The 14,798-nt window shown below is 45.6% G+C and carries 10 protein-coding genes; 3 read left to right on the top strand and 7 right to left on the bottom strand.

Features of this window, described 5'->3' with window-relative positions:
- From V7S65_RS05695 to V7S65_RS05705, 3 genes are all read right to left on the bottom strand, one after another.
- Positions 1 to 1,680, bottom strand: coding sequence for a RagB/SusD family nutrient uptake outer membrane protein (locus V7S65_RS05695; protein ID WP_336385899.1), 1,680 nt, complete (start codon positions 1,678 to 1,680; stop codon positions 1 to 3).
- A 12-nt stretch (positions 1,681 to 1,692) separates the two neighbouring features.
- A complete protein-coding gene (locus V7S65_RS05700; protein ID WP_336385898.1) occupies positions 1,693 to 5,079 on the bottom strand; it encodes a TonB-dependent receptor in 3,387 nt (1,128 codons plus the stop codon).
- Between the two features lie 240 nt (positions 5,080 to 5,319).
- A complete protein-coding gene (locus tag V7S65_RS05705; RefSeq protein WP_336385897.1) occupies positions 5,320 to 6,474 on the bottom strand; it encodes a FecR family protein in 1,155 nt (384 codons plus the stop codon).
- A 180-nt stretch (positions 6,475 to 6,654) separates the two neighbouring features.
- Between V7S65_RS05705 and V7S65_RS05710 the strand changes: the two genes are divergently transcribed.
- From V7S65_RS05710 to V7S65_RS05720, 3 genes are all read left to right on the top strand, one after another.
- Positions 6,655 to 7,296 (top strand): RNA polymerase sigma factor, encoded by a 642-nt coding sequence (locus tag V7S65_RS05710; protein ID WP_336385896.1) that lies wholly within the window; start codon positions 6,655 to 6,657, stop codon positions 7,294 to 7,296.
- A 64-nt stretch (positions 7,297 to 7,360) separates the two neighbouring features.
- Complete coding sequence (locus tag V7S65_RS05715) at positions 7,361 to 7,741, top strand: hypothetical protein (protein WP_336385895.1); 381 nt, start codon at positions 7,361 to 7,363, stop codon at positions 7,739 to 7,741.
- A gap of 87 nt (positions 7,742 to 7,828) precedes the next feature.
- Positions 7,829 to 8,527, top strand: coding sequence for a hypothetical protein (locus tag V7S65_RS05720; protein ID WP_336385894.1), 699 nt, complete (start codon positions 7,829 to 7,831; stop codon positions 8,525 to 8,527).
- Between the two features lie 198 nt (positions 8,528 to 8,725).
- Here the strand turns inward: V7S65_RS05720 and V7S65_RS05725 are convergent, their stop codons facing one another.
- From V7S65_RS05725 to V7S65_RS05740, 4 genes are all read right to left on the bottom strand, one after another.
- Positions 8,726 to 11,098, bottom strand: a complete 2,373-nt coding sequence (locus V7S65_RS05725; RefSeq protein ID WP_336385893.1) for an FdhF/YdeP family oxidoreductase — start codon at positions 11,096 to 11,098, stop codon at positions 8,726 to 8,728.
- Between the two features lie 362 nt (positions 11,099 to 11,460).
- Complete coding sequence (locus V7S65_RS05730) at positions 11,461 to 12,312, bottom strand: helix-turn-helix domain-containing protein (protein WP_336385892.1); 852 nt, start codon at positions 12,310 to 12,312, stop codon at positions 11,461 to 11,463.
- A gap of 104 nt (positions 12,313 to 12,416) precedes the next feature.
- Complete coding sequence (locus V7S65_RS05735) at positions 12,417 to 13,343, bottom strand: helix-turn-helix domain-containing protein (RefSeq protein ID WP_336385891.1); 927 nt, start codon at positions 13,341 to 13,343, stop codon at positions 12,417 to 12,419.
- A gap of 256 nt (positions 13,344 to 13,599) precedes the next feature.
- A complete protein-coding gene (locus V7S65_RS05740) occupies positions 13,600 to 14,640 on the bottom strand; it encodes an outer membrane protein assembly factor BamB family protein (RefSeq protein WP_336385890.1) in 1,041 nt (346 codons plus the stop codon).
- Positions 14,641 to 14,798: the final 158 nt, after the last annotated feature.

Below are 14,798 nucleotides of genomic sequence, written 5' to 3' on the forward strand. Positions count from 1 at the left end.
CTACCAACCCGGATTTTGTTCAAGTGTTTTTCCATTAGTGGTATAGAAGGCTACTTCTTTTGTTGGCAGTGGCTGTAAGTAATCTTTGGCCGGGTCGAATTTCCGGTCTTTTTCTGCAATCAGGAAACCATTTGCATCTACTTTGGATAAGTAGGAAGCATCGCTGTAAGGCGCCCGGGTGGCCCAACCGGTGCCGGTGATTTTGATACCTTTTATATCCTGGCGTAATTCGGTTTCCGCTGTTTTCCATCGACGGATATCATCATACCGGAATCCTTCCAGGGCCAGTTCTATGGTGCGTTCCCGTCTGAGTTCCATACGCATGTCCAGCTGATGAGCAGCAACAAAAGCGTTGCTCAGATGGGGCATATTCACCCTGTCCCGCAACTTGTTTACAGACAGGTTGAGATCATTATCACTGATAACGCCGTTCTTTTCAAATACCGCCTCTGCGTAGATCAGCAGTACTTCCGCATAGCGGATCAGGTGACGGTCAAAATCAAACAGGCTGGCATCCCCAAGACGACCGGAGTTATTGGCTACCGGGTCTTCGGACATATACTTGTACAGTATATATCCCGTATTAAAGTTACGCTGGGGCTTATCCGGCCAGTTGGCTACCTTGGTTACAGGGTAGAATACCCGGTTGGTTAATGTGCCGGGGATGATCATCGTCATGGTCATTCTTGGGTCCCTGTCCTGGTATTCGGAAGTGAATGTGCTGTAGCCATGAAAGACGGTGCCGGCCGCTGTGATGGGCAGCCCGTTCCTGTCGAGGTACATGTCCACCAGCTTACGCGATGGATTATAACCGTCCTGGTCATACATATAAGGTGCATCCTGCCCCAGTATGTTGCGGGCAAAGCGTCTGTCCAGTATTGACTCTTTTGAATCATCGCCAGGTTCCAGGAAAAGATAACGATAGCTTTGTGCGCCGCTGCCGGTGTACAGCGTGTAGGCGCCGCCGTTAATCACTTCACCGGAGCTGGCTATGGCTTTATCCAGGTATTTGGTAGCGCCTGCATCGCCGCGGAACTTTTCCCAGGTTCCTTCAAAAAGAGCTACCCTGGCAGATAAGGCGAGCGCAGCACCTTTGCTTATTCTGCCGATATCGGGAGCGGAGAGGTCCGGTTGCAAAGGCAAATCGTCTTTGGCTTCGTCCAGGTCTTTTAAGATCATGTCGGCTGTTTCCATACGGGTAGCACGCGGTGTAAATAATTCAGGATCGCCGGTGGACAGTACCCTGGTAATAAGCGGAATGCCACCATAGATTCTTAACAATTTCCAATAGTACCAGGCCCTGAAAAATTTTGCTTCTGCCACATACCTTTTTATTTCCGCGTCTGTAGTTCCTGCGCCTTTTTCAATAATATTATTGGCGGACCTGATATAGCCGTAGCTGTTGTTCCATTGGTCCGATGTTTCCGATGGTTGCAGGTTACCGTTGCTAACGGAATTAGGTACATTGAACGCAATATCGGACTCGGTATCTTCTTCACCGAACCTGTCCAGGCCATTATACAGATTGTTGGCGGCCAGTTTGAAGTCATTGCCCGTTTTCCAGAAAGTGGCGTCGGTAATACTGTCCTGTGATACCAGGTTAAGATTCTTGTTGCAGCTGCAGCAAATAACAGCGAACAGCAACAGGTATGTTCTATAATGAGAGAGTTCAAATTTCATGATGCGCTTCAATTAAAATTTTACATTTAAGCCCAGTGAATACACCTTGTTGAATGGATAGGTTCCTTCATTACGATATCCGTCTTCCGGGTCAAAATTCCCGCCCAAAGTGCCTTTTGAGAAGGTAAAGAGATCCTGCCCGCTGAAGTAAACGCGGGCCGATTTTATCCTGGCCCTTTTTGTAATGTTCTCAGGAATGGTGTAACCGAGTGTGATTACCTTAAACCGGAGGTAGGCTACATTCTGGAGCGTGAGGGCAGAGGCGCGGTAGTTATAGTTCTTCACATCGTCGTATCCTAAATTGCCAGGCAGGTACCTGGGGTATTTTGCATCCGGTCTTTCCGGCGACCAGGTTTTGCCATAATAATATTCCAGCGTGGGCCAGAAGAAAGTATTAGGCTGGTTAATGGCGCCTTCATAGATCACATCCCGTTTGCCAACGCCCTGGAGGAAAACCTGCACATCAAAATTTTTGTAGCCTGCACTCAGGTTCGCGGAATAGGTATACCTGGGAGTAAGATTGCCCAGATATATCATATCGCCGGCCAGGCCCTTGGTTTTGTCTCCGAAGGCGGTCAGCTTTCCATCACCATCCACATCTTTATACATTACATCGCCAAGTGAGATCCGGGAAGGAACGCCTTCCAGTTTTTTGTAATCATCCAGCTGTTTCTGGGTTTTAATAATACCATCATACACATAGCCAAAATAGGAGTAAATGGGATAGCCTTGCCTGTACTGGTTCAGCCCTTCGCCGTAATTATCTGTATTCTTCAGCTCCACCAGTTTATTCTTACTATCGCTCAGCTGCAGTGACACGCTGTACCTGAAATCATTTACCTGGTCTTTCCAGGTGATCATCATTTCAAAGCCTTTGGTATCCAGTTTACCCTGGTTGGTAGAAGGAGGCGTGGCGCCAAATGATGCAGGCACTGCTACCTTTACGAGCATGTCGTTGTTGATCTTGTTATAGTAGTCGAAGGAGAAAGAGAGCCTTGATTGCAAGATGGCTGCGTCAATACCGATGTTGCGGGTTTCTATTGTTTCCCATGTCCTGGTAGATGATGCAGGGTTGGCATTAGCACCCGGCAGGCCCGCATTGGGAGAACCTATGGGATAGTTGCCGCCAACGGAGATAAGCGGGATATAATCATATAGTCCCAGTTCTCCTATATCCTGGTTACCCATTTTACCATAGGATAATCTCAGTTTCAACAGGTCGAATACATTGATTTTTTTGATGAACTTTTCTTCAGACAGGTTGTAGGCTATTGCTGCGGAAGGAAATACGGCGCTCCACCGTTTATCCGGTGAGAATTTAGAACTTCCGTCTGCCCGCGCTGTAAAATCTACGATCAGTTTTTCCCTGAAGGTATAGCTTAACCTGCCGAAGTAGGAGGCCAGCGCCTCGTTGTTCAGGTACCCGGTAAAATTTGCATAGGCTGCCTTGGTTTTATCTGCCAGGTTCAACGTAAAGATGTCGTTACTGATAAAGTTATAACCGTTGGTAGATTGGCCTTCCCGCCTGGTTTGCTCCAGGGAGGCGCCGCCTGTAAAGTTAATGCTATGGTCCCGCGAGAGCTTCTTATTATAATCCAGGTATGCCTGGTAAAGCTTATTCAATACTTTATCATTGTTGTAATTGGCGGAGTTAGGAGTATTACGCACATCCTGCACTTCTCCTTCCCAGTTATGACGGGTAATGGTACGGTTGGTAGCACTGCCATTCTCATAATCGAGCCTTACTGCACTTTGCCCGGTGAGCTTAAGACCTGGAATGATGGTATAGTCTATTTTAATATTTGCACCAAACCTGGACATGTTGCTTAATTGGGTACCGCCTTCTTCCAGGTATTGTGCGGGGCCTTCATAACCCTGGTAGCCGTAGAACTGTCCTACTTTGTTATAAACAGGTTGGTAAGGGAACTGCCTTGTTACATTTGTCAGTGCGCTTCCCAGTAAAGTAGGTGTTACTACTGCCCGGTTATCGAAATAGGAACGGGTTTCCACAGTAAAATGATTATTGAGGCGGAAGTCATAATTGAGGCGGAGATTATAACCGTTCGATTTATTTTCTCCAAATCGTACGATGCCATTATCCCGGTTGTAACCGGCCGACAAGAGGTAGCTGTTATTTTCCCCGCCGCCGGAAACATTGATATTGTGCAGTTGTTGGGTAGCATTTTTGTAGATGACTTTATTCCAGTCTGTATACCCGTAAAAGCCGGGATAGCTGGTAACACCATAGTTCCAGCCGGTGGGGTCCGGCGGTGCATTGGCCGCAATTTTGTCAAACACTTCCTGCGGAAAGCCGTTGATACCCACATTGCGCAGGCCTTCATCCATGAACTTTGCAAACTCCATGGTATTTTGCATCTTCCTCAGATAGGTAGGCGTTTTGTAACCGATATTGGCGGTGTAAGTAATAGCAGGAGGGCCTTTTTTGCCACGTTTGGTGCTTACGATGATCACCCCGTTGGCAGCCCTTGCCCCATAAATGGCGGCCGCCGCATCTTTTAAAACAGTTACTTCTGCAATATCATTGGTATTGATCGTATTGATGTCTCCGGGGATGCCATCGATAAGCACCAGTGGGGCATTGCCGTTTACAGATGAATAGCCTCTTACCTGGAAACCGTAAGTGGTGCTGCCAGGCTGACCGCTTGCCTTCGTGATGGTGAGTCCTGGTATCGTGCCCTGTAATGCATCATAGCTGTTGTTTAGCGGCCTGCTTTCAAATACATCAGATTTTACAGTGGTGATAGCGCCTGTGATAGCTCCTTTTGTCCTGGTTCCATAACCAACCACCACTAATTCATCCAGTTTGGCATTTGAGCGGGCCAGCTTTACCTGCAATGTTGTTCGCCCGCCTGCAGGTATCTTTTGTGTCTGGAAACCTACATAAGAAATAACCAGTACGGCATCGGGGCCAGGCGCGTCCAGGGAAAAGAAACCTTTTTCGTCTGTACTGGCGCCTATGGTAGTTCCCTCCACCGCTACAGATGCGCCTATTAGCGGCTCACCGTTGGTTTCATCTGTAACGGTGCCGGTTATTCTTTGCTTTTGTTCTTTGTAATCACTGTTATTATTCCCTGGCAGATGAACAGGCCGGGCCATGATCAATACTGTTTTATTTGAAATGGAATAGCTGACCGGCTGATCGTGGAAACACTTGTCCAGCACTTCTTTCAGGTCTGCATTCTTTATGTTCAGGGTAACAGGTTTTACATTTTTTATCACCTCGTTGTTATAAAGAAAATCATAGTCCGTTTGCTTTTTGAGTTGGGCAATTACTTCTGTGAGACTGGCATTGCTGACCTTAACAGAGATTTTCTGTGCAAAGGTTTCCGCCTTTAACTGGATGACGGCTACAACTATTAAAATGGCGGTGAGCTTCATTTTTAAGTGGAAATTGAACTGGACATAAGAATGCCTCCTGAATAATAATTCAGTAAATTTTTTATACATTTGGTTGTCAGGTTTACGTTAATGTTATGATACAGCGTTAATCAGGATACCTGGCAAAATAGCCAGGGACGCTTCCGACGTTCCTGGTTTTTCCGGTGATCCAACGTGGAAATGTGTTAGTTCTGTTTTTTCAATAGCGGTTCTTTTTATTGGTTTGTAAATATTCCAGGTTTACTGGACCTGTGTTGTTACGGTCACTTTCCCGGGAAAGAGTTTAAAATGTACGTGGCCGATCCGCTCCAGGTTAGTAAGTATTTCCTGCATATTGGATGAACGTGAAAAAGTACCCCCAAATCTTTCATTGCCCGGTGGTCCACTGTATTCGATATCTACGTCATACCACCTGCTTATTATCTTCATAATGCTTTTTATATCCTGGTTATCAAACAGGAAATAACCATTCTTCCATGAAATGGCGTTCTCTGCATGTACGGACTGAATATCCAGCAGCCCGCTGGTATTTATGATCCTGGCCTGCTGGCCGGGCTTCAGCACACCGGCAGCGCCGGATGTGGTATTGGTCACCTTCACACTGCCGGTCAGCAGGGTAGTGCTGATATCAGGATCATCGGCGTAAGCTTTCACATTGAAATGAGTGCCCAATACGATAATCGTTTGTTTGCCGGTACGTACTTTAAACGGCAGATCATCCCGCCTGGCCACTTCAAAATAGGCTTCACCGTTTACCGTTACGGTCCGTTCCTTTCCATTGAAGGAAACGGGGTAAGAGATGGAGGACGCGGCATTGAGCCATACCTGTGTTCCGTCAGATAACGTAAGATGGTATTGCCCGCCCCTGGGCGTGGATAAGATATTCAGCACCGGCGCCACAGCCGGCAGCTGTTTTGGATGGTCATATACCAGCTCCCCATCTGCTGTTTTGTTAATAGCCACTGAGGCGTCTTCCGCCAGTTTCCCGTTTTGCGCTTCCTTCAATACGATTTGCTGTCCGTTGGACAACGTCAGCGTAGCCCGGTTACCGCCAGGCTTAAATTCATCAACCAGGCTCCCGGAGGCGGGCATTTCTGTGACACGGGGCTTTTTACCCGGTGCAATGCCCAGGAAATACAGGGCGCTCCCCACGAGCAGGAGCAACGAAGCAGCTGCGGCGAGTAATTTCCACCGGCGCCCGTGAGCAGGTGTTGCATCCTGCAGGTGCAAAGATTGCCATACTTCGTTTTTAAGCCTTCCCAGTTCTTCAGCAGAAACATCCAGGGGCTCCGGAAGTCTTTGGAGATACCAGGTTTCCAGTAAGGCCAGTTCTTCCTCCGTAATGGCGCCTTTTTTATATTTCTCCAGTAATTCCTTGATTTCCGGTGCTTGCATATATTTTCCGTATCGTTCTATATATAGACAGGAAACAATAGAGGGAGGGGGGTAAAAAAAATAAAATTATTTTAGCGGGGTAAGTATTATAATTACAATGGTATTACGTTAACAAACCGGGCGCCGGTTTGACACTTATGATGTAGTCTTAAAATAGCTAAACCTTTTATTTCCCGCGGGATGAGTTTAATCATGGCAGAATACGATTGCATGAACGATCTCGAGCTGGTTAGTTTGATCAAGTCCGGCAACAAACATGCTTTCGCCGAAATATACGAACGTTATTTTGGCGTGCTTTATTTACATGCCTATCGGCAGTTAAGAGATAAGGATGAAGCTAAAGATCTTTTGCAAGAGCTGTTCTCATATCTCTGGATACACCGGGAAAGTCTCACACCTGCTTCCAATTTCTCCAACTACCTCTATACATCTGTAAGGAACAGGGTATTGAATATTCTTGCTCATAAATATGTGGAAGATAAGTTCCTGTTATCCTTACGGCATACCGGCAGCAAAACAGAAGCCGCTACTGATCACCTGGCCCGGGAACGCCAGCTGGCTATGATCATAGAAAAAGAAATACAGTTATTACCGCCCAAAATGCGGCAGGTATTTGAATTGAGCCGGAAGGCAAACCTGTCGCATAAGGAGATAGCGGAAAGACTGGAACTGAGTGAGCAGTCGGTAAGGAGCCATGTGAAAGGAGCGTTAAGATTGTTGCGGACGAGGCTGGGACTGTGGGTGTATCTGTATATGATTGCCTGTGCAATCTATAAGCTCTGGATTGGATGTACATACTTCATTCTTTTCAAAGCGATTTAACATGATGGCATTCACCGGCAGGGATGACATCTGTTCTGATTATATTTTCCTAATTCGCCAGCGCATGTTTAGAGTGGCAGACATCATTAAAAATGTAAAATATACCGTGCTTCATAAAGATGAGCTGATCATCTGTTACAAGGATCAGCAGGGGATCGCTTTCTATAAAGGAGATGCGCCGGTAAAAGTATCCGGTACCGCCGAGCTCACGGAGCAAGGTTTCCGGACGGCTGATTATTATTTCCTGGCCAAACAGGACAATCACCTGTATATCGCTTCAGGCTACGGGAAAAGCCTCTATGCCTTTAACATCGATACTGCCAAAATAGAATGGAAACAACCAGTAGTTACTGAAGCTGGATGGATAAGTGACCTGAAACTTTATAATGATCGGCTGTTTGTTACGGATGAATCAGACAATTTGCATGTATTCAAACGAACCTGAGAAGCCCGTTTATGAAAGATCTGACGGCTATGGAGAAGTTTTAATTATAAACGAAAATAGCCGTACTTCGTTGTCAAATGATTTTATATGATAGATTCATCTCCTGCCGAGAAACACATTCACCGCGTCTCGAATTTTCAAGACCTTGTTTCTACGCCATTTAATGGAGAAATTAATGCGATTTGCTGGACTCGTCAACTAACAGGTGATTTTTCTGAGATTGTTAAGAAGGTAGCGTTAAGCGGAAATATAACGGAAATTGAGCAAGAGGAACTTTGTGCACTTCAGTTGAGTGAACAGGGGCAACTTGCCCGTGAAATTCTTTTAAATGATCTGGAGATATTGAAAACTCATGGCGCATCGCCAATCCTTAATGTGATCAACCATTATGACCGGGATGATACCTACCCGTTTTTTCCAACCGATGTTTATTCTTTTCATGCGGATCGCTCTCCTATACCAACTGATACCTTTTTATGCACCTACTATGGTGAGTCCAGTGAAATATTGCCAAATTCACAAGGCCAAAAGAAAGTACTTATTCCGGAAATACGTGATGAGCTAAGAAAACTATATCATGGAGCAGATGAAGGTTTTGAATCATTCTTAAGTGACCATTTCTTTGACCTGCACTATCAGGCTAAACCTAATGCGCGTTCAATAAGTTTAGGTATTGGTCATCTATGGAGGTTGGCGGTTGATCATCCTCAAAGTCAGGTTCTTCCTTGTATTCACCGTGCACCAAAGGAAAAGTCAGGACAGAACAGGTTGTTGATGATCTGTTGAACAGAAACCTGGCATTGGAAGTACATCAGGCAAAAATTTGTTTCTTTTGAGTGTTATCTCTGCCAGACCCAAAGGTTAGGAGTGAAAGCCGCCCGCCAAAAAATGGCACTAAAATGGAGGAGCTTCGGCTATGAAAAATAAATTTCTCGTCGTTCAAATAATTATTTCCTTTGAAATATTGCTGACCGTTGCCATGTTTTACAATTGATTTACCCGGTTGTAGATAGCAGGATCGTGTTTTCTAATTTGAATCTTTACATATTTCGAGGCCGGCATATTGCTTTCCTTAACGACGTTATTTATCGATACCAGGACATTTGTTTCCGGAAAATAGGTAACCGTATTACGTTTAGGGATTTGGTAGGAAACGATGATGAATAATGGTGCGATACGCTCGATGCCATCGTCATAGTTGAAGAGGTCTACTTTATCGCCTGCTTTAAAACCGGCTTTTTCAATATCGTCCGCGTTCATAAAGATCACCCGGCGTTCATTTTTAATGCCCCGGTAGCGGTCATCCAGGCCATAGATGGTTGTATTAAACTGGTCATGGGTGCGCGTAGTTGCCATCAGGTACTCATCCGGTCCAAGGGTATTATCAGGGACAGTGGTTAGCGTAAATGGGGCGCGGTCGCCAAACTCTTCGGTTTTAAATATACCATCACGTGCCGCATTGGGCAGGTAAAAACCACCTTTCTGTTGCACTCTTTCGTTGTATTTGTCAAAACCGGGAATACATTTTTCAATATCATCCCTTACGGCGTCGTAGCTGTCGTGATAGCGTTGCCAGTTAATGACGGACTTAGGCCCGAAGGTGGCCATCGCCATCCGGCAAACGATCTGCATTTCGTTAATCAGGTGCTCCGACACCGGTTTTAAGATGCCTTTTGACTTTTCAACCACCCCCATGGAGTTCTCTGTACTGACGAACTGGTGTACCCCATTAATCATGTCTATATCGCTGCGCGAAAGCGTTGGTAATATAATTGACTCCTGACCATGTACCAGGTGGCTGCGGTTTAGTTTCGTGGATACATAAACTGTGAGGGCCAATTTGCGCATGGCTTCCGCCGTATAGGTCGTATCGGGCGTGGCGGATAGAAAATTACCGCCCATACAGAACAGTACTTTCAGGCGCTGTTCCTGCATCGCTTTGATGGCACGGACAACATCATAGCCGTGTTTGCGGGGTGGGTTAAAACCAAAGAATTGCTGCAGGCGGTCCAGCTGCTCATCGGTTGGTTTCTCATCAATCAGCATTGTCCGGTTACCTTGTACATTGCTGTGCCCGCGGACCGGGCAAACGCCGGCGCCTGGACTACCGATACTACCTTTGAGCAGGAGCAGGTTGAGGATCTCTTTGATCATATCCACTCCATTGTGCTGTTGGGTAAGTCCCATGCCCCAGCAGACGATAATACGTTGTTTTGAAGCCATCATTTGGGCCGCTTCGTAGATATCTGCTTTGGCAACCCCGGCCTGCCGGGCGAGTTCATCCAGGTCATATTGTTCGAACTGTTTGATGAAGGCATCATATCCTGTTGTTTTTTCGGCAATGAAAGGCCAGTTGAACACCTGGCCCCGGGACGTTTTTTCAAACTCAAACAGCAGGAGCTCAATCGCTTTTAACAGGGCCATATCGCCGTTTATCTTTACCGGCAGGTAAAGGTCTGCCAGCTTAACGCCATTGCCGATAATGCCGCTGATTTCCTGGGGATTATGAAAGCCCATCAGGCCAGCTTCGGGCAAAGGGTTAATGGCAATAATTTTGGCGCCGTTCTTTTTGGCTTTTTCGAGTGCACTCATCATCCTCGGTGCATTAGTACCAGGGTTCTGCCCGATAATAATGATGATCTCTGAGAGATAAAAATCTTCCAGTTTGACGGTGCCCTTGCCGATGCCTATCGTAGGGCGAAGGGCAGAACCGGACGTTTCATGGCACATGTTGGAGCAGTCAGGCATATTATTCGTCCCATATACCTTGGCGAAAAGCTGGTAGACGAAAGATGCTTCATTGCTCGTTCTGCCGGATGTATAAAATGCCGCTTCATCAGGAGAAGCAAGCTGGTTCAGGTGCGCTGCAATCTTTCTAAACGCATTATCCCAACTGATAGGCTGGTAATGCGTGCCACCTTTGGGAAGGTACATAGGCTCCGTGAGCCTGCCCATTTTGCCGATCTTATAATCATCCAGCTTAGCGAGGTCGTAAACTGCATTGGCCTTGAAAAAAGCTGCTGTGACCTTTTTGGTAGTGGCCTCCTCTGCGAGCGCTTTAGCGCCGTTTTCACAATATTCTCCAATCGGTGAACGCTCGTCATCCGGGTCAGGCCAGGCGCAGCTGGAACAGTCAAACCCCTCAAACTGATTCATATGCAATAGTGCCTTGTTGCCCCGGAAAAACGTTTTTTCTTCCAGCAAGTCCTTCATGGCAGCCATCACTGCCGGCACACCCGCTGCCCATTTTTCCACTTTAGTGAGTTTGAGGCCCAACAACTGGTAGGGGTTTTCCGCAGAAGGTTTCTTGTTCGCGGGCTGGTCGGCAGGTATATTATCAGGTTTATCTTTTTCCATCTTGCTCTTTTTTTACGTTAGCAATTAAAGCCGGGGTTCGGGTAACTGTGTCATCGACATCGTCAGGTGATCCTTATCTCCAGGGGGCCTCCACCGCCACCGCATGGGCACAGGTGAAACGGTCATAAACCCCATTCACTCTTGTAATCCGTCTATGTTTAACGGAAGCTGTATTCAGTTCATTCCCGTTCATATGGTGTTGCATTTGCAGGTGAACAACATCTTAATTGCATTGTAACGAAAATACGTTATAAATTTTTATTTTTTCCGCTGTAAGTGTGTGTAAATTGATGTCGTAAACCGTGAATAGTGTATGGAATATTATTCATGAATAGCAGGGAGAAAATACGCCCGCGTTTCAATCATTTTTCTACGCTTAATTTAACAGACTGTTCAAATAGTTTCCTGTATGCTACTGGCGTAAGGCTCGTTTTTGACTTAAAAAAATAGGAAAAATAGGTCAGCTTGGGAAAGCCTATATCAAAGGCGATTTCCTTGATCGATTTCCTTGTGCTGTGCAGTAATTGTTTGGCTTCGTGTAACACCCGTTCCTGGATGATTTCGAGTGCTGATTTATTGAAGCTTTTGCGGCAAATGATGCCGAGATAATTGGGTGTGATGCACAATCTGGCTGCATAGAAAGATACTGTCTTGTGTTTCCTGAAATTTTCGTCTACCAATGTTTTAAAAGCGTGTGCGATAGAATAGGCGCTTCCCATGAGCATATCTCCACACTCACCGGATTTCCATAACGAAATGATGAGTGTAATTAACAGGCAGCGGGCATTCACCAACTCCAAAGAAATATTGGCCGCGCTAAGCTCTTCTTTGATAGCCAGGCATTCCACCAGGACCTTTTTAAAAGTCAGCATATCCAGGTCAAGTACCGGCGGCTGGTCATATTGGGAAAAGATAAATTGAAAGAAAGGAGGAAACATCTGCAGCATGTCTTTGCTAATCGTTAGCCGGTAGCCTTTGACAGGCGCGTCCAGTTTCCAGTGATATGGTTTCCCGGGGATAAGTATATGGACCTGTCGTGGCCCTACCTGGTAATCCTTTAATTCAATCGTGAGTACACCCGTAGCTTTTTCTACAAACAGCAACGTAAAATAATTCTCCTTTGGCGCAGTGAGCTCCGCCTCGTTGCTGATTTCTTTGAAACTAACGAAGCTATTTGCGAGGAGGTTTTTTCCACTATCGGGCGCGATTTTCATTTGCTAATAAGGGCTTCTTTTGCATACACTGGTTTTGTATTTCAATACCCTATACGCAAAACTCGGGTTTACCTCCCCGAAAGAAGTATCCGATTTACATAAACTTATGACACATTCAAATGTTTTTGCCGGAGGACCTGGGGGGAACTGCCCGTGTGGCGTTTAAAGAAGCGGAAAAAATGCGACGCTGATGCAAAGCCGAGTTCATAAGCTATCTCTTTTACTGTAAGGTTGGTATGGAACAGTAAATCCTCTGCTTCCCGAATGAGCTTCGCATCAATGGTTTGCTTCGCCGATTGATCCAAATGCCGTTTGCAAATCGAATTGAGCACATTGGGATGAATGTGCAGCAGCTTTGCATAATACGAAGTGGAATGCTGTTCTTTATAATGCTGCTGGATCAGGTCAATATATTGAACATAGGTAGGGGACAATGATTTTCTATTGAGTTTTTCATGGTATTTAAACAGGCGTTCACAAATCAAAATCAGCTCCAGGATCTTGAGTGCTATCATTTCATTTTTGTTCACCCATTTTTGGTTGCGTTCTTCAAGCAGTGCATCAAAAATAGCCTTCAGTGTTTTTGCCTGTCCTATAGTTACCTGTGTATAAGGTTTCAGGTCATTTCGGAACAATTCGAATTTGAACAGGTGATGGCGCGGAAAATGTTCCTGTAAAAAGAAGTTGAGATTGAAACCAAGCAAAAAACCTTTCGTATCCTCGCTATGCTGTCCTGTTTGAATAGTTTGGCTGGGGATGATAACAAGCGAGTTTTTGTTCATAGGCGCTTTTATTTTCCCAACTACTCTTTCCCCCTTTCCCTGTGTCGTAAAAATGATAATCACATTAGACACCCTATAGGGTGGGATTGTGTAGCCGTATTCAGGAAGGGAGTCTTCCAGCCTGAAGTAAAAGTAGTCCAGCTTCTTTCCAAAGTTCGTATCAAGTTCAATGACCTTGTTATCCTTTCGATAGGTTTCAAACGCTCTTTTATAATCACTAAAAATCTTCTTCTCGTCAGCAGTCAACATATGCTAAAATAGATTTCAGATAATAAGATGTTCCCAAAGGGTGTTTCTCCTGCTTTCTGCCACGGAATACAAACGGTCACAATTTACTATTGTGACGTGATATTGTGAAAGATTGGATAAAAATAACATGTGTAGGAATGCAATTCGATATGATTTTCACGGTTTGTACCATTACTTCTACCGAAGCCCCTGGTACCTGCCGGAAATTTTATTGGCCACCTTCATCGTAAATGCTACCTGGCGGCTCTGATCGAACCTATAAATGTTTATCCTTTTCAAATACATATAGGGTCTGTTCTGAATCCAGCACATACATGCGGTTACCAAATACATAAAATGCATCTTCGGCTGCGGGGATCATAACACCCCTGCGGCCTGTTTTACTGGTATCGTGTATCCGGTAATGCCATAACAGCTGCCCGGTTTGTATATTCCACTGGCTGATAATGGTGTCCAGGATACCAGCGAGGTACATTTTATTATCCTCAAATATTACGTTGGCATAAGGATCAATTCCTGCTAACCTAATGTGGGATGAAATATCTGCGCTGGAAAGGCGTTTGCCATCCACAGCATCGATCTGCCATATTTCCGTATTCGCAAAACATAGAATGGACTTATCCGCGGCCTGGAATTTCATGCCTGCGTCTTTCACCTGCCAGCATAACTGACCAGTGCCGGCATCCAGGCAAAGTAAATAGTCTGTATGCCCGCCGGTAACCCCCACGTATATACGACCTCCTGCAAACTGCGGGGGGCCGGTGATCTCATAGCTACCTGCAGATAGGCCCAGTTCATTTATACTTACTTCCCAGAGTAGGTCTCCGTTTGTTTCCCTGAAACAGGTGAGGGCTTCTTTTTTCTCAGTATGCGTGGCGATTAGCAGATCAGCATTCCTGGTAAAAAGGTGGGTATTGGCGCCATCAGCTTCCCAAATAACGCTTGCGGTCCGGAAATTATATTTGCTTAGTTTCCAGCCGGCAGCCGTTTTATTGCGGATGATCATGTTATCATCATACATCAGTTTGATCTGCAGGCTGCCTGTGTACTCAAATGGGTATTGCGATCTATGGTTGCTATCTAAATCGCAGGCAATGATCCTGTCCCTGGTCCGGACGATCACCTGTCCATTGACCATTCCTGCCAGCACAAAAGGCTCCGCATCTGGCGCGCTTTCGGTAACTGAAAAACTGTTATCTATACGGACAATGGCATTGTCGCTGTTTTTGTAGACAATACCTGCTGCTGTAATAAGGGGCTCGGGTACCTGGTTTAACTGGCGGATTAATTGCATCATATTAACTAACTGGAAATTTGTGCTCTCAGGTCGATTCAAAAAACAGGTGTTAGGGAAATCGGGGATTTCGTGTCAATGGGAGCTAATTTACAATTTTAGGTAGCATTTACCATAGTAGGGAGAAATTTTAATACAGCTACTCTGCCTGGCGGGGCACA

The organism is Chitinophaga sp. CCNWYY40, assembly GCF_037483205.1.
GTDB lineage: Bacteria > Bacteroidota > Bacteroidia > Chitinophagales > Chitinophagaceae > Chitinophaga > Chitinophaga ginsengisegetis.